This is a genomic window from Streptomyces sp. NPDC021093 (assembly GCF_044333135.1).
Taxonomy (GTDB): Bacteria; Actinomycetota; Actinomycetes; order Streptomycetales; family Streptomycetaceae; genus Streptomyces.
Genome location: NZ_JBIRQJ010000001.1, coordinates 916,942 through 933,686 on the forward strand (window position 1 = coordinate 916,942; position 16,745 = coordinate 933,686).

Here is a 16,745-nt window from a genome sequence, read left to right on the forward strand (position 1 = left end):
ACGACTTCTGCCGCGTGCTGAGCAGCTTTGCCGAGGGGATCAGGGCCGGACAATGACCTTCGGTCCTGTCCGAAACACCTCGTGGTGCCCGGGGTGGGACAGCTCTCAGCGGCGCAGTACCTTGCGGGACAGCATGTTGCCCAGTAGCTGTGCCGCCTGGACCAGCCCGATCAGGATGAGCACCGTGACCGCCATGACCCGGTCGTCGAACCGCAGATAGCCATGGGTGATCGCCAGGTTGCCCACTCCACCGCCGCCCACCGTGCCCGCGATCACCGAGAAGTCGATCAGGGCGACGAGCATGAAGGTCATGCCGAGGATCAGCGGTCCGAGCGCCTCGGGGACCAGCACGGTCAGCAGGATGCGGATCCGGCTGGTGCCCATCGCCCGGGCGGCTTCGATCACGCCGGGTTCGACACCGACCAGGTTGCTCTCCACGATCCGGGCGACCCCGAAGGTCGCGATGACCGTCATGGGGAAGATGACGGCGTCGGTGCCGACCGCCGTACCCATCAGCTCGCGCGTCAGAGGGTTGAGGATCACGATCGCGATCAGCGCGGGGACCGGCCTGATGACGTTGACGAGGAAGCTCAGCACCACGAAGACGAGGCGGTTCTGGAAGATGCCGCCCTTGCGGGTGGCGTACAGCGCCAGCCCGAAGGCCGTACCGAGGAGCGTGGCGAACACGAGGGTGGCGAGCACCATGTAGACCGTCTCGCCCGCCGCGTCGACGATCTTGGGCCAGAGGACGTCCCAGTCCTGCTGCATTACGCGCTCACCGCCTTGTCCTTGCTCGCGAAGTCGTCGGGCTCGAAGTCTGCGTCGGGCTCGAACGCCGCTCCTCCGCCGTCGAGTTGGGCGAGTACCGCCTCCGTGACGGACGCGTCCACGCCGTGCTCCCGCAGCAGCGACGGGAGCAGGCCGAGCACGGGGGAAGCGTGCAGAGCCGCCCGTACGAACGCCTGGGTCGTGGGGTGTTGCGGGCGGGTGAAGACCTCGTGGACCTCGCCCCGTTCGACGACCCGGCCGTCCTCCATGACCGCGACCCGGTCGCAGATCGCCGTCACCACCTCCATCTCGTGGGTGATCACCACGATGGTGACGCCCAGTTCGGTGTTGACCCGCCTGAGCAGCTCCAGCACCTCCTGGGTGGTCTGCGGGTCGAGCGCGGACGTCGCCTCGTCGCAGAGCAGCACGCGGGGCGAGGTGGCGAGCGCGCGGGCGATGCCGACGCGCTGGCGCTGGCCGCCGGAGAGCTGCTCCGGGTAGCGCTTGGCGTGTTCGTCGAGGCCCACGAAGCGCAGCGCCTCCCGTGCCTTGGCGCGCGCCTCGGCACGTCCGCTGCCGGACTGGCGCAGCGGGAAGGCGACGTTGCCGAGGACCGTACGGGACCGGAACAGATTGAACTGCTGGAAGATCATGCCGATGTCCCGGCGTGCGGTTCGCAGTTGGCGCTCGCCGAGCGAGGTCAGCTCCTGGCCGCCCACCGTCACCGTGCCCGACGTCGGCCGCTCCAGCAGGTTGACCAGCCTCAGCAGGGTGGACTTGCCCGCGCCGCTGTGTCCGACGATGCCGTAGACACTGCCCTCGTCGACAGTCAGATCGACCGCGTCGACGGCGCGCACGCCGCCCGCGAACTCCTTGCCGACCGCGTCGAGCCGGATCATCTCCCGTGCCACCGTCGCGTCACTTCTTGAGCTGCTGTGCGACACGGTCCAGCTCCTTCTCCAACTCGGGCTGCGACAGGTCGAGATGGACACCCGTACCGTTGGCGTAGCGCCGGTGGGCGTCCTGGACCGGCTTGCTCGCGTACAGCTTGGCGATCTTCGCGTAGTCCGGGTTGTCCTTCTCCCCCTCGCGTACGGCGATGACGTTGACGTACGGGCGGATCGCCGGGTCCTTGGGGTCGTCGTGGAAGAGCGCCGACTTGGCGTCGATCTTGGCGAGGCTCGCGACCCCGTCGTTGATGATCGCGACGTCCACGTCGGGCAGCAGACGCGGCGTCTGCTGGGCGTTGACCGGGGTGAACGTGACGTTCTTGGGGTTCTTGGCGACGTCTTCGGGCGTGGCGTAGAGACCGGTGCCCGGCTTCAGCTCGATGACCTTGGCCCGGTCGAGCAGATGCAGCGCCCTGCCCTCGTTCGCGGGGTCGTCGGGGTGGGCTATCTTCGCGCCCGCCTTGAGGTCCTGGAGCTTGGTGATCTTCTTGGAGTAGATCCCCATCGGAGCGACGGTGGTGGCCGACAGCGGCACGATGTCGGTCTTGTTCTCCAGGTTGGACTGGGCGAGGAAGACCAGGTGCTGGAAGGCGTTGAGGTCGATGTCGCCCGCGGCCAGCGCCTTGTTGGGCAGGGAGTAGTCGTCGAAGGAGACGGGCTCGACGTCGAGTCCCTCCTTCTTGGCCTCCTCGACGAGCGTGTCCCACTCCTGGGCGTCGCCGCTGACCCCGACCTTGATCGTCTTGCTGTCGTCGCCGCCGATCAGACCGCAGCCCGACAGCAGGACGGTGAGGGCGGTACCGGTGGCCGCCGCTACGGCGGTACGGCGACTGAGCGCAGAACGGTGCATCGGGAATCACTCCATGGGTGGTCAGGGTGCGGGCGCGGCGGCCTGTGGGCCGCGGTCACGCCGGTGGTTCGGCCGACGGACTTCTCGGCAGCGCGTCACCGCTGTACGGCCGGGGTCACCGGAGTACGGCGATGGCGCGGGCCGTCGGACGGCTTCGCCTGCGGCGTGCCGTCACAGTCAGCGACGCTATCCCACCCAAAGAGCGGAAACGGGCCCGTACATGAACCCTCTATTTCAGCTTCAATAAACGCTGACCTGCGACTTTCGCCGCGTCCACGAGGTCACCGACTCCGCTCAGGGACGGTGCGGTACGTGTCGGTGCTCCAGCAGGGTGGGGAAGGTGCCGACGGCGTCGAGTGCCATGGAGAGTTCGGCGACGATCTTCGGATCGTCCAGGGGGCCGCGCAGGAATTCTTCCAGGCGGTTCATGCGGTAGCGCACCGTGTTCTGGTGGCAGTACAGCGCCCGCCCCGCCGCGGCCGCCGATCCGCGTGCTTCGAGCCAGGCCCGGGCGGTCGCGAGCAGGGTGGTGCGGTCGTCCTCGGGCAGGGACAGCACGCTGCCGAGAATGCGGTTCACGGCGCGCTGCGTGGTCTGCAGGTTGTTGATCACCAGTTCCGTCAGAGGAGTGTCGTCGAGCTGGCGCACCGCGGCGACGCCGGGGGCCAGTGACTCCAGCGCGACCTGGGCGTACCGCAGTGCGCGGTCCGTCTGGTCGAGCCGGTCGTAGAGCGGGCTGATGCCCACACGGCCCGTCGCCGCACTCCGTACGGCGTCCAGAATCCTTTCCAGCGGCTGCTGCGGTGAGCAGGAGAGCACTCCGGTCTCGGAACCGGGCTGCGCGCGCCACGCGGATCCGACGTCGAGGGCGCGCAGCCGGCTGTCCAGCCCGGGGAGTGTCGGATCGCTGGTGGTGATGCCTTCGGCCGTCACGACGAGAAAGGCTCCCTGGAACGGGAAGTCGAGCATCCGTGCGATCTCCCACACGGTGTCACCGTTCGAAGAGGGCCCGTCGATCAGCTCACCGACCAGGGCGGAGCGTCGCCGGTCGATCTCGATCATTCGTTCCGCGAGGCTCTCCCGGTAGGCGTCGGTGACGGCCGTGGACTGTGCGTCCGAGATCTCCCACACGTGCGCCGCCGTTTCCAGCAGGGCTTCGGGCGCATCCCCGCCCAGCTCTCGCGCCTCGTGGAGGAGTTGCTCCCAGAGGTACCGCGCGCCCAAGCGGTAGGCGTGCAGGATTTCCGGCAGCGGTACGTTCTGCAGGGCGCGCTTGCGGCCGGTCGCGGCGGGTCCGGACAGGTCGAGCGAGGACGAGTGGGGGTCGGCCAGGTGGCCGAGCGAGTTGAGGAAGTTGTGGCGCATGGACGCCCGGAGGTCGTCCGGGCCTATGACCAGGGTCCGGTAGAGCGCGACGTTCTCGTAGGTCAGTTCGGCCATCTCCGCGGCGATGGTATCGATCCTGCCCACAAGGGTCTTGGCGAGTTCGGACACCAGGAGTCTGGGAGCTGTCGCATACACAGGGCCGACCCTAGGCCAGCGTCAGGCCCGCGAACCTCCCAACGACCCAATCCCCGTGCGGTCGTTGTCGGCGCAGACAGAAGCCTTTGGCGGCGCAGACATGGTGCGGGAAGGTCTCCGCGGCGAGGATCGCCATGTTGCCGGACGACTCCTCGCACGAAGGTGAACTGTCTTGACCAATCTCGCCACTGCCCTGACGGAAGCGGCCCAGCGATACCCGCAGCGACCGGCAGTGCTGCTCGACGGAAGGCTCCTGAACTTCGCCGAACTGGACGAGTACAGCGCCCGCGTGGCCGGCGGACTGCTCGCCCACGGAGTGCGCCCCGGCGACCGGGTGGGGCTGAGCCTGCACCGCTCCTGCGTCTACCCGGTCCTCTACTTCGGGGCCCTCCGCGTCGGAGCGATCGTCATGCCGCTGTACTTCCGGAGCCGGCCGGGTGCGGTGCGGCCCCGCGGAGCCGCACGCGGCGCGCGACTGGTGTTCGTATCGGACGACGCGGAGCGGGCCAGGGAATCGGACACGGGCGACACCACGTTCATCCCGGTGGGCCCCGACTTCCTCGACCAGCTGGCCTTCTGGCCGCACCGCCCCGGCGTAGTACGGCGCGCCGACGGCGATCCGGCGGTCACGCTCGGCGCGGGAGAACCAGCGGTGAAGCCCCAGGCCACCACGCTCACGCACGCCTTCCTGCGCGCGAACGCGAGCGCGACCGCACGGACGCTGCGCGACGAGCCGGCCGCGGAAGCGGACGACAGGCCGGGGAGAGTACCGGCCTTCTCCTCCACCGGTCGGACCCACGGCCTCAACGCGGCGATCCTCGCCGGAGCCTGCCTGCCCCCGGGACCGGAGCCCGCCGCACCGGCCACCCGCACCGCACGGGACGAGCAGGCCGGAGTCCGGCCCGCACTCACGGGCAGCGGCGAACGCTGACCCTGCGGCGGCAGATCCCGGCCGCGCCGGCGTCAGGCCTCAAGTTGCCGCCGGGTGCTCGCCCGGCCATGAGTCGCTGCGCCACTGGCGCTGCTCACCGGGAACCGCCCGGTGGGCGGCGAGCGCGGCGGGCAGGTCCACGTGTACGGGGATCAGCGGACAGGCGGCGTCGGGGACCACGGTGCCGTCCGCGGGGATCGCGGCGAGTTCCAGGCGCCTTCCCTCGTCGGCGAGTTGGCGGGCGGCCAGGGCGACGGCCGACTGGCCGTCGGCCGACCAGCCGCGCAGTGCGGTCAGGTCCAGGACGACCGGCCCGGTGCCCCGGGCCAGGACCCAGCCGACCGCTCCGGCGAACCGGTCGACCGCCGCCGGCCCGAGGTGCCCTGCCAGGGAGGGAACGCCCAGGTGGGGGTGGGTGGTGTAGCGCCACTCGATGGTCATCGGCTGCTGTTTTCCGTTCCTCACGGTGGTTCTACAGGGGGAGGGTGATCCAGATGCTCTTGCCGCGGCCGTCCGCGTCGCCGCGGACGACGGCGGTGCCGCCCAGGCCCAGCGTCAGCTCCATGACGGTGCCCAGTCCGCCGCTGCTCCCTCCCGTCACCGCGGTGAACAGGGCGGGCTTGTCGGGGTGGCGGTCGTGGACGGCGAACGCGAAGGTGCCCTTGCCGGCCGCGTAGATCACGGTGACGTTCGGGGACAGGGCGGCGGCGTGCTGGACGCTGTTGGTGACCAGCTCGGACAGGATCAGCAGTGCCGGGTCCACGGTGGGGTGGCATCGGCTGATGCCCCACTCCGTGAGGACCTGCTCGGTCGTCTCGCGCGCGATCCGTACCGCCGAGCCCATCGCGGGCAGTGTCAGGACGTGCCGCAGCGGCAGGGTTTCCATCTGGACGCTCACCGGAGGGTCTCGGCGTGGGCGGGGCGGAACCCGGTCACCGTGACGACCTCGGCCGGGCCGGTGGCGGGCACCGTCCAGCCGGTGCCGCCGGTCGACTTGATCTCGTCCGGCTGCTCGCGCTGGATGTGCACCAGGCGCCCCTGGGCTGCGCTTTCCAGCAGCCACAGCGTCTCGGTGCCGGAGACCTCGACCATGTGGCGTGCGGTGGGGGTGATCATCGGGAAGCCTCCTCGGCGACGGGAGCACCGGGCAGCAGTCCGGCCCGGTGCAGGACAGGCAGCGGCGACCGCACTCGGCCCCAGGAATGGGCAGGCAACGTCACCACCGGGCGGAGACCTCGGCATCCCGCAGTTCGTCCAGGAGTTCCCGCTGCCCGGCCAGCATCTCGGTCAGGATCCGCCGGGCGGCCCGCATCAGCTCCGCCACGTCCCCGCCGGCCAGCTCGTACACCACCGTCGAGCCCTCCCGGACGGAGGTCACGATGCCCGAGCGGCGCAGTACCGCCAGCTGCTGGGAGAGCGCGGAAGGCTCCACCTCGATCGCGCTCAGCAGGTCCCGTACCGGCATCGGCCCGTCCTGCAGCAGCTCCAGTACGCGTATGCGGACCGGATGCCCGAGCATCCGGAAGAACTCGGCCTTGGCCTGATACAGCGGAACCGGCACGATCTGGGACTCCCGTCACCACCCCCGAACCCCCGGGGCGTCGTCTGGTGCTGTGCCCGCGGCTACCTGCGGGCACAGCCCACACAGCATGGAGGGAATTGCAGAATTTCGCAATTCATAGATTGATGGAAAGCTGGTACGAGCCACCTGGCCGGGCGGCGGCTGCGGGCGGACCTGGCCCGTTAGACTTGCAGAGTTATGCAATTAACTAGTTCCATGGCGACTGGGCGGGGGTTGCGGTGACTGAGTTTGAAGCAGCGGCGCTGGAGCGGGTCCGTGTCGCACGGGCCCTGCTCGTGGCCGCGCGGGAAGCGGAGGACGTCTTCGAGGAGTCGCTCGCCGCCGGGGAACTGGAGGACGCACTGCGCCTGGCCCGTGAGCACGGCATCGCCGTGCCGGAAACAGATACCCAGTGAAGAAGGAGGCGGGCCACTAGATGGGACACCATCCGGGCAAGCAGCAAGTGGCGATGGAGCATCGCCATTCGTGCACGGTGCCGCTGGTGCCGGGTTCGGTGCGGGCCGCGCGGGAGCGCGCCGAACGCTCCCTGGCGCTCTTCGGCATGGATGCCGGTTCGTCGCTGGGCGGGGCGGTGCTGCTGGTGGTCAGCGAGCTGGTCGCCAACGCGGTGCGTCACGCCCAGGGCTCCCCGGACGCGGAGATCACCCTGACCAAGACCGACCGCCTGCTGGTCGTCCGGGTGGGAGACCTGGACCCCTGCCCGATACTGCTCGCGAGCCGGTCGACCGGGGAAGGGCTGCGCACGGTCGAGGATCTGGCGCGGGCCTACGACGGCGATGTCCACGTGCAGCCCGCCGCCGACGGGAACGGCAAGACGGTAGTGGTCCGCTTCGTCCTGCCGGACCCCGCGCCATGACCGGCGAATCATGACCGGAGCACCGTGACCAGCGAAGGACACGAGCACATTCGCGAGCACATGTACGAGATCACTTACCTGTGCGCGGACCCGGTTCCGGCACCCCGCCGGGTGACGGCGAGCGAGGTGGCGGGCATCGTCGCCCGCGCGGGCCTCACCGGCGCGAGGGTCCTGGTACGCCCCTGCGCCCACCCCGTGATCCCCCAGGACGGCGGGCCGAAGAGGAAGGAAACGTCGGCTCCATGAACGACGAACGGCCCGGCAGACCGGTCACGCAGGACTCGGACCGCTGGGAGACGAAGGGCCTCGTGCTGCGCGTCTTCTTCTACGTCGCCGGCACGCACCTGCTGGCGGGATTCCTGTACCTGCTGTTCTACCTGGGCGAACACGCCCAGAAGTGAGCGGCGTCCCGTCCACCCTGACAGGTGCCCGGCAGTTGCAAAAATCTACAATTGTAGAGGTGACAGGATGTCGGCGGGGATACTCAAGCAAGTCCCCCCTGTGGAAGAGTTCGGGTGAATAAGGTGCCACGTGCGCGTGCGGAGAACACGGCCCAGGACCGCGGAGGCCCCGTCGGCATTGGGAACTCTGCGGTGACCACTCCGCTGTACCAGCTCAAGGCCGAGTTCTTCAAGACTCTCGGGCACCCGGCCCGCATCCGCGTACTGGAGCTCCTTGCCGAACGGGAACAGGCGGTGGCCGAGCTGCTGGCGGAAGTCGGCATCGAGGCCGCTTCCCTGTCCCAGCAGCTCGCCGTCCTGCGCAAGGCCAATCTCGTCGCCACCCGCCGCGAAGGCTCCAACGTCTACTACCGGCTCACCAGCCCCGACGTCGCCGAACTCCTGCGCGTCGCCCGCGGCATCCTCTCCGGCCTCCTCCAGGACCAGGCCAACCTGCTGGCCGACCTGAACGCCAGCGGACCGCAGTAGCGGGCCACCGGCACCGCGATGAAGCCCGTGCGGCGGGCAGGGGAAGCGGCGGGTCGTGCCCCGGGCCGCGATCGCTCGCAGGAGTGAGCCGTCGTCCGGGCGTCCGGTGTGGGGGCCGCTACTGAGGGCGAGCACCATGGCGTGTTCCGGGTGGTCGGCGAGGTGGACGCTCAGGTGGTCGCCGTCGTCGTCCACGGCTGCCGTCACCAGCAGCTTGACCACTGCGGTGATCTGTTCGGCGTCGAAGCGGCGGTAGTCCCATTCCTGAAGGCCCGTGACGACCCGGCGGCCGGCGCCGGCCGGTGTCCACGGCTGCGACTCCAACTGCCAGTTGCGGAAGCGTCGTTGCGCGATCCGGGTCAGCGTCCCCGAAGCCGGCGTAGGCCCGCCCCGGAGTCCCGGTGCGCTCTCAGTCGGATGCGAGGAGCTCGGCCAGTCGAAGCGTGTCTGCCAGGTAGCGCTCGTAGGGGAAATCGGCCGCGACGAGCCCGGCTCGGAACTCGTCGCCGAGCGGCTTTCCGGCGGTGTGGAAGGCATTCCGGCCGGCCTCGGTGAGGCGGACCAGCCGCCGCCGCGCGTGTTCGGGGTCGACGGTGATCTGCACCAGGCCGTCCGCTTCGAGTGGCCGTAGCGCCCGGCTGATCGCCGGGTCGGACACCGACAGCGCCTGCGCGAGCCGATGCTGCGTCGTCGGCTCGATGTCCTCCAGTGTGCCCAGGAGCCGTATCTGGCTGTAGGTCAGGCCGTCGGGGTCGTCGGTGCGCCGCCGGGCGGCCTCGCCCAGCAGCATGACCACCCGGTGCAGCGCGTCTGCGAGTCCGTCATCCACGGCCACCACTGTACCCGACCATTGACGGGTTAATATTAACTAGTTAAGACTGGAGTCATGGACAACTACTCCTATCTCGCTCAGTCGGCCTTCCCGCTGGTCTGGATCCTGGTGCCGGCCGTCGGGGCCTTCGTAAGGACCCGCCACGCGCAGTCGCCCCAGCAGGCGCTGGAAACCTGGCAGCGCTGGTGGGCCATCGGTGCCTTCGGCTGCGGCAGCCTGTGGATGACGGTCGCGTTCCTCGCCTTCCCGGACGTCATGGCCACGGCGATCGGCTTCGACCGGACGCCCTTCATGTTCGAGATCGCCTTCGCCAACCTCGGACTGGCCGTCATGGGCTTCCGGGCCGCCTCGGCATCCGCGCGGGAGCGCATCACCATCGGGATCGGCGGCGGGATGTTCCTCTGGGGAGCCCTGGCCGGTCACCTCTACCAGTGGTTCGCCCACGGCGACCACGCCCCCGGCAACACCGGCGGAGTCCTCGTCAACGACCTCCTGATCCCGGCGGTCATGATCATCCTGGCCGTACGGTCCCGGCGCCTGGCGGCCACACCCCGGGCGAACGCGGAAACGGTGGGAGCGGTGGGAGCGGAGTGACCCCGGCGACCGGCCGCAGGGCGCCCGGGTCACGCGCCCGTGGGATGATCTCCGATGTCGGCAGCGCGCCGACGGTGGGAAGGGGGCCATGGCATGGCCGCAGGATTTTCGGCGTGGAAAGTCAATCAGCAGTACGCGGTGAACGACCGCACGACCCTCAACGGCAAGCACTACCTCTGCCTGGTGGCGCACAAGTCCAACTCGGCGAACAACCCCAAGGGTGCCGTCAAGTTCTGGAAGCGGTACGAAACCTGACAGAGGCAGTTCACGCAGGGGCGGGCCCCGGGCGGCCGAGGCGGACCGGGAGGCCGGGGGAGTACAGGATGCTGACGGGGGCGCCGGTCGGTCGGGGCAGGCCGGCGGCGGGGAGCAGGTTCTCCTCGCAGGAGATCAGGTCGGCGCGGTGCAGCGGCCAGCTCGGGTGGTCGTTGGGCAGATAGCCCACCCCGCCGGGGAACATGTTGTGCATGCCCCAGCGGGCGGTGAGGAAGTGCTCCAGCTCGCTGGGTTCGTGGATGCGTTCGCCGATCCGCACCGTGATGCGGCTGTGTGCGCCGCGAGGTCCGGGCCAGCGGCGGGAGCTGGTGTACGTGACGGTGTCGCCGGCGGCCCGGACGGTCATCCGGGACCACAGGTAGGGCAGCCGGAAACCGACCCGGCCCGCCACCACGGGGATCAGCCGGGAGGCGTCCATGGAGCGGAAGACGACGCCGCGGCGCCCGTGCGCGTCCACCGAGTACAGCCGCACGTTGGTCTCCGGGAACGACCCCAGGTACGGCACCCCGGGCAGCTGGAACCAGCCGACCTTGCGCATGCGGAAGGCGATGAGCCCGACGTGGGCCATTGAGTCGTGCGTGTCGGGAACGGTGCCGCTCGGCAACAGTGGCGCCACGGTGTCCGGTTCGACCGCCCAGTGGATGAAGGCGAGGTCCAGCCACTGCTGGGTGAGGAGCGGGGTGCGTATCGCGACGGGGGCGACGGGAGTGATCGGAGCGGGCTGCTGCACGAAGCCAGGATGGCAAAGGTGTGTGCCGTGCCGACGGGCGGGGCCGCGAAGTGCGTGGCCCCGCCCCGGGCCGCGTTCAGTCGGTGGGCGGCCGGGTGGGCAGGTAGTAGGGGCGGTTGTGGGCGGCGACCGGAGGCGACTGGTAGGTCCAGGCGCCGGCGGCCGGGGTGTCGGCGATGAGGGAGCGGGTGTCCTGGCCGAGGTCGCTGTCCGGGGCGTGGAGGGTCAGGCGCACGCGGTCGGTGTGCTCGGGGGCGCTGAGGTCGTACCAGCGGTAGGGCTGGTAGACGTTCATGGGGCCGGCGAGCACGCGGCTGTCCGGGTCGGTTCCGTAGCCCGTGATGGGGGTGTTGTTGGCGGGGGCGGCGGCGAGGCCGTCCAGTGCGGCAGTGAGGGAGAACAGCGGTGCCGCGTTCTTCTGCAGGGCTCCGTCAGGGCCGATGGCGGCCGCCTTGCCGTGCACGGTCCACGTCTCGCCCGCAGGGCCGTTCAGCGAGGGCAGGTCGACCTCGAACCAACCGGGGTACTTGGGTTCCGCGTACAGTGCGCGCCCGGCGCTGATGGCGAACGGGTTGTCGCACAGGACGTGGATGCGGGCGATGCCGAGCAGTTTCGTCTGGTCCCAGCCCTGCGCGTACTGGGCGTAGGTCAGCCGCGGGATCCGGTCGCTCTCGGCGGTCGGGAAGGCGATGACGTTGTACTCGATCTCCTGGGTGATTCCCCCGCCGAACGCGTACTGCGCGAAGTACAGCTGGTAGTTGAACGACACCAGAGCCCGCCCGTCGAACTCGGCCGCGGACAGGCCTGGGTGGTGCTTGGCGAGCAGTTCACGGACCGGCCCCGGATCGACCAGCCAGTCGACGCCGAGGTGGTGCAGGGCCCCATAGTAGAACGGTAGCTGGAAGGGCTCGGGCACCGGCGGCAGGGGAAGCGGACTCATGCGGGTGCTCCTGGGATTCTTGGGGTGAGAGGGGTTCCGTGGATTCCGGGGGTTCCGTGGATTCCCGGGGTTCCCAGGGTTCCCGGGGTTCCCGGAGTGAGAAGGGCCGGGCGGTCGCGTGCGACCAGGTCCGCCTCGATGCGTTCGGCACTGCGCAGGGCGAGGGCGGCCATGGTCAGGGTCGGGTTGGCGGTGGAGACCGACGGCATGCTGCCGCAGCCGACGGCGTACAGGCCGGGATGGTCCCAGCAGCGCTGCCACGAGTCGACCACCGAGGTGGCAGGGGAGTCGCCCATGATGTGGGTGCCTGCGGCGTGCCCCGCGCCGCGGTAGCCGTAGGTACGGCCGCCGTGCACGAAGCGTCCCGGCCAGGCGTCCCGGGGCACGTAGTCGGTGTGGTCCTCGGCTCCGAGCAGCGCGAAGATCTGGTCGGATACCGTCCGGGCGGCGGCCATGCCGTCCTTGACGTGATCGGCGAGGTCGTACGTGACCAGGGGCAGGGGCAGCCCGAGCGGGTCGAGTGCGTGCGGGTGGAGTCTGACGCGGTTGGCGGGGTCGGCGCCCTGCTCCATCTCGAACTGCAGGGTGAACTGGCGGCCGACCCTGTCGCCGACGGCACGCCGCAGCTCGGCCCCCAACAGCCCCTGTTCGGAAATGAGTCGGGTCACGTCACCGTCGACGGAGCCCGTGGCCCAGACCCAGCCCCAGTTGCCGATCTCGATGCGGAACGGCGCCCGCGACCGCCGCGCGGGTCCGGTGCGGAAGCCCTCGAAACCGGAGGTGGAGGCGGGCCCGCGGTAGGGGCCGACGGCGTGCGGCAACAGTCCCCAGGTCAACAGGACCGGGTGGTCCATCAGGTTGCGCCCGACCTGGCCGCTGCTGTCGGCGAGCCCGGACAGGAGCAGCAGCCTGGCGTTCTCAATGGCGTGCGCGGCGAGCACGACGACATCGGCGTGGGCGACGTTCACCGTGCCGTCGTGGGACCGGTACTCCACGCCCGTGGCCCGGCCGCTCGCGTCGACGAGGACACGGCTGACGACGGCCCGGTCCTGGAGCGAGACGGAGGCGCTCCAGTGCCCCTGTGTCTTGAGCGGGGTGTACTTCGCGTGGGAGGGGCAGTGCGGGATGCACGTGGCGTTGCCCACGCACCGGCTGGCCGGATCCGGGCGCCCGTGCGCCCCGCGCGGAACGTAGCCCCGGCCGTGGTCGTAGGCGGGATCGGGGATGCCGTTGCGGGCATGCGGGGTGCCGACCACGCGCAGAGCCGCCTCGCTCAGGGCCACCGGGTCCTTGACGCGCCGCCCGTCGAGGCGTTCCGCGAGGACCCGGTCCAGGTAACTGGCGGGAAGGGGCCGCATGGGGAAGACGTAGCCCTCGGGGAGCGGCAGCCCCACGTGCGCGCGCTGCTCCTCGGCGTCGGCCGCCACGCCCAGCTCCTCCTCGGCCGTACGGTAGTGGGGCTCCAGATCGTCGTACGTGAGCGGCCAGCGCCGCCCGTATCCGAAGGCCTCGGTGTCGAAGTCCTCCGGCACCATGCGCGGCGCCAGACCGGTCCATACGTTGCCGGTGCCGCCGTTGACTCGGACGTAGCCGCTGGCGTACGGCAGCGGGCCGTCCTGGAGCAGATGGCCGGCCGCCCGGAAACCGGAGGAGTCGCCGGTGCCGACGAGGTCGGTCACCTCGGGCCAGGGTGCGGCGGGCCGGGGCCGGTAGGCGGAGCCGGGCACTTTCGCGGACGCCGTCAGGTACGTGGTCAGGGGGTCCGCTCCGCCCTGTCCGACGTCGGCGGCGCTCGCACCGGCCTCCAGGACCAGGACACGGCGACCGCGCCGGCCGATGCGCTGCGCGACGAGCGAGCCCGCTACGCCCGCCCCCACGACGATCACGTCGTACCGGGTCACCGGAGTCTCGCCCCGGCCGGTCGCTCGGCCCAACTCCCGTATCCGGCGGGCGCGGTGGCGGGGGCCGCGATCCCGGCCGCCCGCCAGACGAGCCCGTGGGCGTAGGCGCGCGGTGACACCACGAACGGCGGCGGTCCGGGCCAACTGCCCGTGTACCAAAGGAGCGTGACGGTGCGAGCGGCGTCCAGCAGATCGCCGTCCAGCTCCCCGACAGGCCGGCCCTCCTCGCGCAGCAGCCGCCCGAAGCGGTCCGCCCCGAGCTGCTCCGCTGCCACGGCCCCGTACACCTCGACGAGCCCCGAGGCGCGAAGGTGCTCGGCCTCGAATCCGGTGAGCTGCGCCGACAGCACGGTGAAACCGTCTGTCTCGTCCGTTGTCATCTGCACGGGGCCAACCGTGCCCCGCAGGCGCGACGACCATGCTGCACGGCTGCGAGGTTGGCTTGTTTCCCTATGACGGCTCGGCACGGAGGCGCTCGCTCCGGAAGTTCGTGCGACCCCGGGAGGAGCGTACGGGGACCTGCCGGTCCCTCGCGAGAGTCGTGTCCGGCGCCCGTTCAGCGCCATTCGGCGCGCGAGCCCGAGTGCGGCCGGCGGAGGGCTCCTACGCTGCGTCCGTGAGAATCCTCGCTCTGTTCCGCGGCCTCTGCCTGCTGCTCGTCATCGCCGTGGCAGCCGCCCTGCTCGAAACCGGGGCTACGGCGGCTCCGCCCGAGACCACGTACAAGGTCACCTACGTGGCACGGCAGTGCCGCCAGTACACCGACATCATGGCGAACCTGGCGCGCAACAACGTCATGGAATCGCTGCGGGACCTGGGCAAGGACAGCGTCTACCAGGCCGGCGAGCTGGTCACCCCGGACGTCGAGGAGCCCCACCACCCCAACTGCACCCCACTGGTGGGCTGGAAGTTCACCAACGGGCGCGGCTACAGCTCCGGCCGGACCAACGGGCTCACCACCGTCACTGGGCCCGACCCGGTCCAGCCCGTCACCGGGACCAGCACACCGCTCCTGGACGGCCAGGGGCGCGACACCGGGCGCAGCCTGCCGGGGGCGGTGACCACCACCCTCACCGAGGAGCAGGCACGGCGGGCGCAGAGCTACCGGCTGTGGACCCAGGGCGGCACCCCCACCGACCCCCTGAACACGGCCCGGTTCGGCAACCGGTACAGCTTCGGCGTGCTGCGCTGCGCCATCGACAACCGCAACGCCGACAACGTCGAGTACAGCGAGTTCCCCCACGACACGCGCCATGTCTTCTGCTACTACTACGCGGTGACCGAGCCGCCCGAGCCGGGCACCATCGTGGTGCGCAAGGAACTCCCGCCCGGGTACACCGACACCGGTACCGCGCACTTCAGCGGCAACGTCTCCTACAACCCGGACGGCGAGTTCACCGTCGACCTCACCGACGGGAAGCCCAACCAGGTCAGCTTCCGCCGCCAGGCCACCGAGCCGGGCGATGCCCCGTGGACGATCACCGAGCACAACACGCCGGGCTGGGACGTGCGGTCACTCAGCTGCGTATCGGCCAAGAACACCAGCACCACCGACACCTCGGGCAAGACCGCCTCGATCACCCTGGCCGCCGGTGACACCGTCACCTGCACCTACGTCGACGAGCGAGTGACCGCCCGTCAGGTCTCCATCTTCAAACGCACCCTGGGGGAGACGGGCGGCCCCTTCCCGGTCACCGTCACCCGGCCGGACGGCACCACCAGCGACCTGGGATCGGCCAGCACGACCGACATCGGCGTGCCCGTGGAGGTCGGCGGCTTCGACAACGGCACCCCCGGCACCTACACCGTCACGGAGACCCTCCCGGAGTCCTCCGGCGTCGGTCACTGGACGGCCGACGGCATGCAGTGCAACGGCGAGGACCGGCCGAGCACGTCGTCCGGCTCCGGCAGGGCACGCTCCTTCACCGTCGAGGTCAGGGCCAACAGCGCCCTGGACTGCGTCCTGACCAACACGTACACCCCCACCGGGCAGATCGAGATCTCGAAGAAGACCGTGGGCGGCACGGGCACCATGGACTTCCAGATCCTGCCCATCGCACCGACGTACGGCCCCTACCTGGCCTCCACGGGCGTGCTGCGCACCCGAGTGACCACCACCGACCCCGACACCGCCACCCCCGCACCGCCCGTCACCGATCTGCCCTACGGCCGCTACGCCCTGGTGGAACTGCCCCACGACCCGCCCGCGGGACAGTGGCGCCTGACCAGCGTCAGCTGCAACGGCAAGCCCCTGCCGGCCGACGAGTCCGCCCAGGTGGTCGAGCTGTCCGCGGCCACGCCCCGCATCTCGTGCCTCTACACCGACACCCTCGACACCCCGAAGCTGGAGCTCAAGAAGACGGCGACGCCCACCACGACGGCCGCCGGAGGCACAGTGACCTACACCGTCACCGCCACCAACACCGGTACGGCCCCCCTCACAGGCGCCACCTTCACCGACGACCTGTCCCGGGTCCTCGACCGGTCGGCGTACAACCGGGACGCCAAAGCCTCACGCGGCACGGCCACACTCTCCGGCACCCGTCTGACCTGGCGCGACGCGCAGGGCCTGGCACTGCTGCCGGGGGAGCAGGCCACCGTCACCTACAGCGTGCGCATCCCCGCCGACGCCAAGAGCACGACCCTGGTCAACGCCGTCACCACGGACGTCCGCGGTGCCACCTGCGCCGACGACAAGCCGCTGCCCTGCACCACCATCGTGCAGGTCAGGGGCGGCGCCCTCGTCCTGCTCAAGAAGGACGCCAGGACCGGCCGCCCGCTGCCGGGCGCGGTCTTCACCCTGTGGCGCGAGAGCAACGGCAGGCCCGGCCTCCAGCCCACCGACACCCGTACCGGACCGGGCTGTGCCACCGACCGCCGCGGCCGCTGCACCTGCACCGGTCTGGCCAACGGCACGTACTACCTGGAGGAGACCGCCGTTCCCGAGGGCTACCTGCTGCCGCGCAACCCCGTCTTCGGCCCGTACCGGATCACGGACCGCACCACGACCCTGCCCGTCACGCTGACGAACGAGCGCGGCGAGCCCTGCAAGAAGGGCAAGTGCCCCAAGTAGCCGACCGGTTCG

General features: G+C 70.4%; 22 protein-coding genes. 9 read left to right on the forward strand and 13 right to left on the reverse strand.

The annotated features are described in order from the left end of the window. Window positions 1-105: 105 nt before the first annotated feature. From ACH4SP_RS04105 to ACH4SP_RS04120, 4 genes are all read right to left on the reverse strand, one after another. Window positions 106-768 (reverse strand): methionine ABC transporter permease, encoded by a 663-nt coding sequence (locus ACH4SP_RS04105; protein WP_398408975.1) that lies wholly within the window; start codon window positions 766-768, stop codon window positions 106-108. Continuing rightward, a complete protein-coding gene (locus ACH4SP_RS04110) occupies window positions 768-1,667 on the reverse strand; it encodes a methionine ABC transporter ATP-binding protein (RefSeq protein ID WP_398409531.1) in 900 nt (299 codons plus the stop codon). The genes ACH4SP_RS04105 and ACH4SP_RS04110 overlap by 1 nt, the downstream gene beginning before the upstream one ends. Before the next feature lie 19 nt (window positions 1,668-1,686). Further along, window positions 1,687-2,568 carry a MetQ/NlpA family ABC transporter substrate-binding protein gene (locus ACH4SP_RS04115; RefSeq protein WP_398408977.1) on the reverse strand — a complete coding sequence of 294 codons (882 nt, stop codon included), beginning with the start codon at window positions 2,566-2,568 and terminating at the stop codon, window positions 1,687-1,689. Between the two features lie 294 nt (window positions 2,569-2,862). Further along, on the reverse strand, window positions 2,863-4,089 hold the full coding sequence (locus ACH4SP_RS04120; RefSeq protein ID WP_398408979.1) for a helix-turn-helix domain-containing protein: 1,227 nt from the start codon (window positions 4,087-4,089) through the stop codon (window positions 2,863-2,865). A 172-nt stretch (window positions 4,090-4,261) separates the two neighbouring features. On the opposite strand from ACH4SP_RS04120, the gene ACH4SP_RS04125 reads away from it, so the two are divergent. Then, window positions 4,262-5,020, forward strand: coding sequence for an AMP-binding protein (locus tag ACH4SP_RS04125; protein WP_398408981.1), 759 nt, complete (start codon window positions 4,262-4,264; stop codon window positions 5,018-5,020). Window positions 5,021-5,059: 39 nt separating this feature from the next. Here the strand turns inward: ACH4SP_RS04125 and ACH4SP_RS04130 are convergent, their stop codons facing one another. From ACH4SP_RS04130 to ACH4SP_RS04145, 4 genes are all read right to left on the reverse strand, one after another. Beyond that, window positions 5,060-5,461 (reverse strand): anti-sigma factor antagonist, encoded by a 402-nt coding sequence (locus ACH4SP_RS04130; RefSeq protein ID WP_398408983.1) that lies wholly within the window; start codon window positions 5,459-5,461, stop codon window positions 5,060-5,062. Window positions 5,462-5,492: 31 nt separating this feature from the next. Continuing rightward, window positions 5,493-5,906 (reverse strand): ATP-binding protein, encoded by a 414-nt coding sequence (locus tag ACH4SP_RS04135; RefSeq protein WP_398408985.1) that lies wholly within the window; start codon window positions 5,904-5,906, stop codon window positions 5,493-5,495. Between the two features lie 8 nt (window positions 5,907-5,914). Continuing rightward, window positions 5,915-6,136: a hypothetical protein gene (locus ACH4SP_RS04140; RefSeq protein ID WP_398408987.1), complete on the reverse strand. Its 222-nt coding sequence runs from the start codon at window positions 6,134-6,136 to the stop codon at window positions 5,915-5,917. A 100-nt stretch (window positions 6,137-6,236) separates the two neighbouring features. Further along, window positions 6,237-6,581, reverse strand: coding sequence for an ArsR/SmtB family transcription factor (locus ACH4SP_RS04145; RefSeq protein WP_398408989.1), 345 nt, complete (start codon window positions 6,579-6,581; stop codon window positions 6,237-6,239). Window positions 6,582-6,820: 239 nt separating this feature from the next. Between ACH4SP_RS04145 and ACH4SP_RS04150 the strand changes: the two genes are divergently transcribed. The 5 genes from ACH4SP_RS04150 to ACH4SP_RS04170 all read left to right on the forward strand — a co-directional run bounded on the left by ACH4SP_RS04150 (window position 6,821) and on the right by ACH4SP_RS04170 (window position 8,387). Continuing rightward, complete coding sequence (locus ACH4SP_RS04150; RefSeq protein WP_398408992.1) at window positions 6,821-6,997, forward strand: hypothetical protein; 177 nt, start codon at window positions 6,821-6,823, stop codon at window positions 6,995-6,997. 20 nt (window positions 6,998-7,017) lie between these two features. Continuing rightward, entirely contained in the window at window positions 7,018-7,458 is a 441-nt protein-coding gene (locus ACH4SP_RS04155; RefSeq protein ID WP_398408993.1) for an ATP-binding protein, read from the forward strand. Window positions 7,459-7,482: 24 nt separating this feature from the next. Continuing rightward, complete coding sequence (locus ACH4SP_RS04160) at window positions 7,483-7,704, forward strand: hypothetical protein (RefSeq protein WP_398408995.1); 222 nt, start codon at window positions 7,483-7,485, stop codon at window positions 7,702-7,704. Beyond that, window positions 7,701-7,859 (forward strand): DUF6126 family protein, encoded by a 159-nt coding sequence (locus ACH4SP_RS04165; RefSeq protein ID WP_398408997.1) that lies wholly within the window; start codon window positions 7,701-7,703, stop codon window positions 7,857-7,859. Before ACH4SP_RS04160 ends, ACH4SP_RS04165 begins: the two co-directional genes overlap by 4 nt. Window positions 7,860-8,051: 192 nt before the next feature. Next, complete coding sequence (locus ACH4SP_RS04170; protein WP_398408999.1) at window positions 8,052-8,387, forward strand: ArsR/SmtB family transcription factor; 336 nt, start codon at window positions 8,052-8,054, stop codon at window positions 8,385-8,387. A gap of 409 nt (window positions 8,388-8,796) precedes the next feature. Here the strand turns inward: ACH4SP_RS04170 and ACH4SP_RS04175 are convergent, their stop codons facing one another. Beyond that, entirely contained in the window at window positions 8,797-9,216 is a 420-nt protein-coding gene (locus ACH4SP_RS04175) for a MarR family winged helix-turn-helix transcriptional regulator (RefSeq protein ID WP_398409001.1), read from the reverse strand. 57 nt (window positions 9,217-9,273) lie between these two features. Between ACH4SP_RS04175 and ACH4SP_RS04180 the strand changes: the two genes are divergently transcribed. Both ACH4SP_RS04180 and ACH4SP_RS04185 read left to right on the forward strand, forming a co-directional pair. Continuing rightward, the gene (locus ACH4SP_RS04180; protein ID WP_398409003.1) at window positions 9,274-9,813 is read left to right on the forward strand and encodes a DUF6790 family protein; all 540 of its coding nucleotides are present in this window, start codon (window positions 9,274-9,276) and stop codon (window positions 9,811-9,813) included. 93 nt (window positions 9,814-9,906) lie between these two features. Next, window positions 9,907-10,068, forward strand: coding sequence for a carbohydrate-binding protein (locus tag ACH4SP_RS04185; protein ID WP_398409004.1), 162 nt, complete (start codon window positions 9,907-9,909; stop codon window positions 10,066-10,068). Between the two features lie 10 nt (window positions 10,069-10,078). Here ACH4SP_RS04185 and ACH4SP_RS04190 read toward each other — a convergent pair whose 3' ends face one another. From ACH4SP_RS04190 to ACH4SP_RS04205, 4 genes are all read right to left on the reverse strand, one after another. Beyond that, the gene (locus ACH4SP_RS04190) at window positions 10,079-10,819 is read right to left on the reverse strand and encodes a YqjF family protein (protein WP_398409007.1); all 741 of its coding nucleotides are present in this window, start codon (window positions 10,817-10,819) and stop codon (window positions 10,079-10,081) included. A gap of 76 nt (window positions 10,820-10,895) precedes the next feature. Beyond that, window positions 10,896-11,759: a hypothetical protein gene (locus tag ACH4SP_RS04195; protein ID WP_398409009.1), complete on the reverse strand. Its 864-nt coding sequence runs from the start codon at window positions 11,757-11,759 to the stop codon at window positions 10,896-10,898. Beyond that, a complete protein-coding gene (locus ACH4SP_RS04200; RefSeq protein ID WP_398409011.1) occupies window positions 11,756-13,660 on the reverse strand; it encodes a GMC family oxidoreductase in 1,905 nt (634 codons plus the stop codon). Before ACH4SP_RS04200 ends, ACH4SP_RS04195 begins: the two co-directional genes overlap by 4 nt. Beyond that, complete coding sequence (locus tag ACH4SP_RS04205; RefSeq protein WP_398409533.1) at window positions 13,657-14,040, reverse strand: hypothetical protein; 384 nt, start codon at window positions 14,038-14,040, stop codon at window positions 13,657-13,659. Before ACH4SP_RS04205 ends, ACH4SP_RS04200 begins: the two co-directional genes overlap by 4 nt. A gap of 236 nt (window positions 14,041-14,276) precedes the next feature. On the opposite strand from ACH4SP_RS04205, the gene ACH4SP_RS04210 reads away from it, so the two are divergent. Beyond that, window positions 14,277-16,733, forward strand: coding sequence for a prealbumin-like fold domain-containing protein (locus ACH4SP_RS04210; protein WP_398409012.1), 2,457 nt, complete (start codon window positions 14,277-14,279; stop codon window positions 16,731-16,733). Window positions 16,734-16,745 lie beyond the last annotated feature (12 nt).

Coding starts and splice junctions, on each gene's coding strand:
- ACH4SP_RS04135 (WP_398408985.1), bottom strand. CDS start 5,906: ATGGAAACCCTGCCGCTGCGGCACGTCCTGACACTGCCCGCGATGGGC.
- ACH4SP_RS04195 (WP_398409009.1), bottom strand. CDS start 11,759: ATGAGTCCGCTTCCCCTGCCGCCGGTGCCCGAGCCCTTCCAGCTACCG.
- ACH4SP_RS04180 (WP_398409003.1), top strand. CDS start 9,274: ATGGACAACTACTCCTATCTCGCTCAGTCGGCCTTCCCGCTGGTCTGG.
- ACH4SP_RS04165 (WP_398408997.1), top strand. CDS start 7,701: ATGAACGACGAACGGCCCGGCAGACCGGTCACGCAGGACTCGGACCGC.
- ACH4SP_RS04155 (WP_398408993.1), top strand. CDS start 7,018: ATGGGACACCATCCGGGCAAGCAGCAAGTGGCGATGGAGCATCGCCAT.
- ACH4SP_RS04110 (WP_398409531.1), bottom strand. CDS start 1,667: ATGATCCGGCTCGACGCGGTCGGCAAGGAGTTCGCGGGCGGCGTGCGC.
- ACH4SP_RS04140 (WP_398408987.1), bottom strand. CDS start 6,136: ATGATCACCCCCACCGCACGCCACATGGTCGAGGTCTCCGGCACCGAG.
- ACH4SP_RS04115 (WP_398408977.1), bottom strand. CDS start 2,568: ATGCACCGTTCTGCGCTCAGTCGCCGTACCGCCGTAGCGGCGGCCACC.
- ACH4SP_RS04185 (WP_398409004.1), top strand. CDS start 9,907: ATGGCCGCAGGATTTTCGGCGTGGAAAGTCAATCAGCAGTACGCGGTG.
- ACH4SP_RS04130 (WP_398408983.1), bottom strand. CDS start 5,461: ATGACCATCGAGTGGCGCTACACCACCCACCCCCACCTGGGCGTTCCC.
- ACH4SP_RS04105 (WP_398408975.1), bottom strand. CDS start 768: ATGCAGCAGGACTGGGACGTCCTCTGGCCCAAGATCGTCGACGCGGCG.
- ACH4SP_RS04205 (WP_398409533.1), bottom strand. CDS start 14,040: ATGACAACGGACGAGACAGACGGTTTCACCGTGCTGTCGGCGCAGCTC.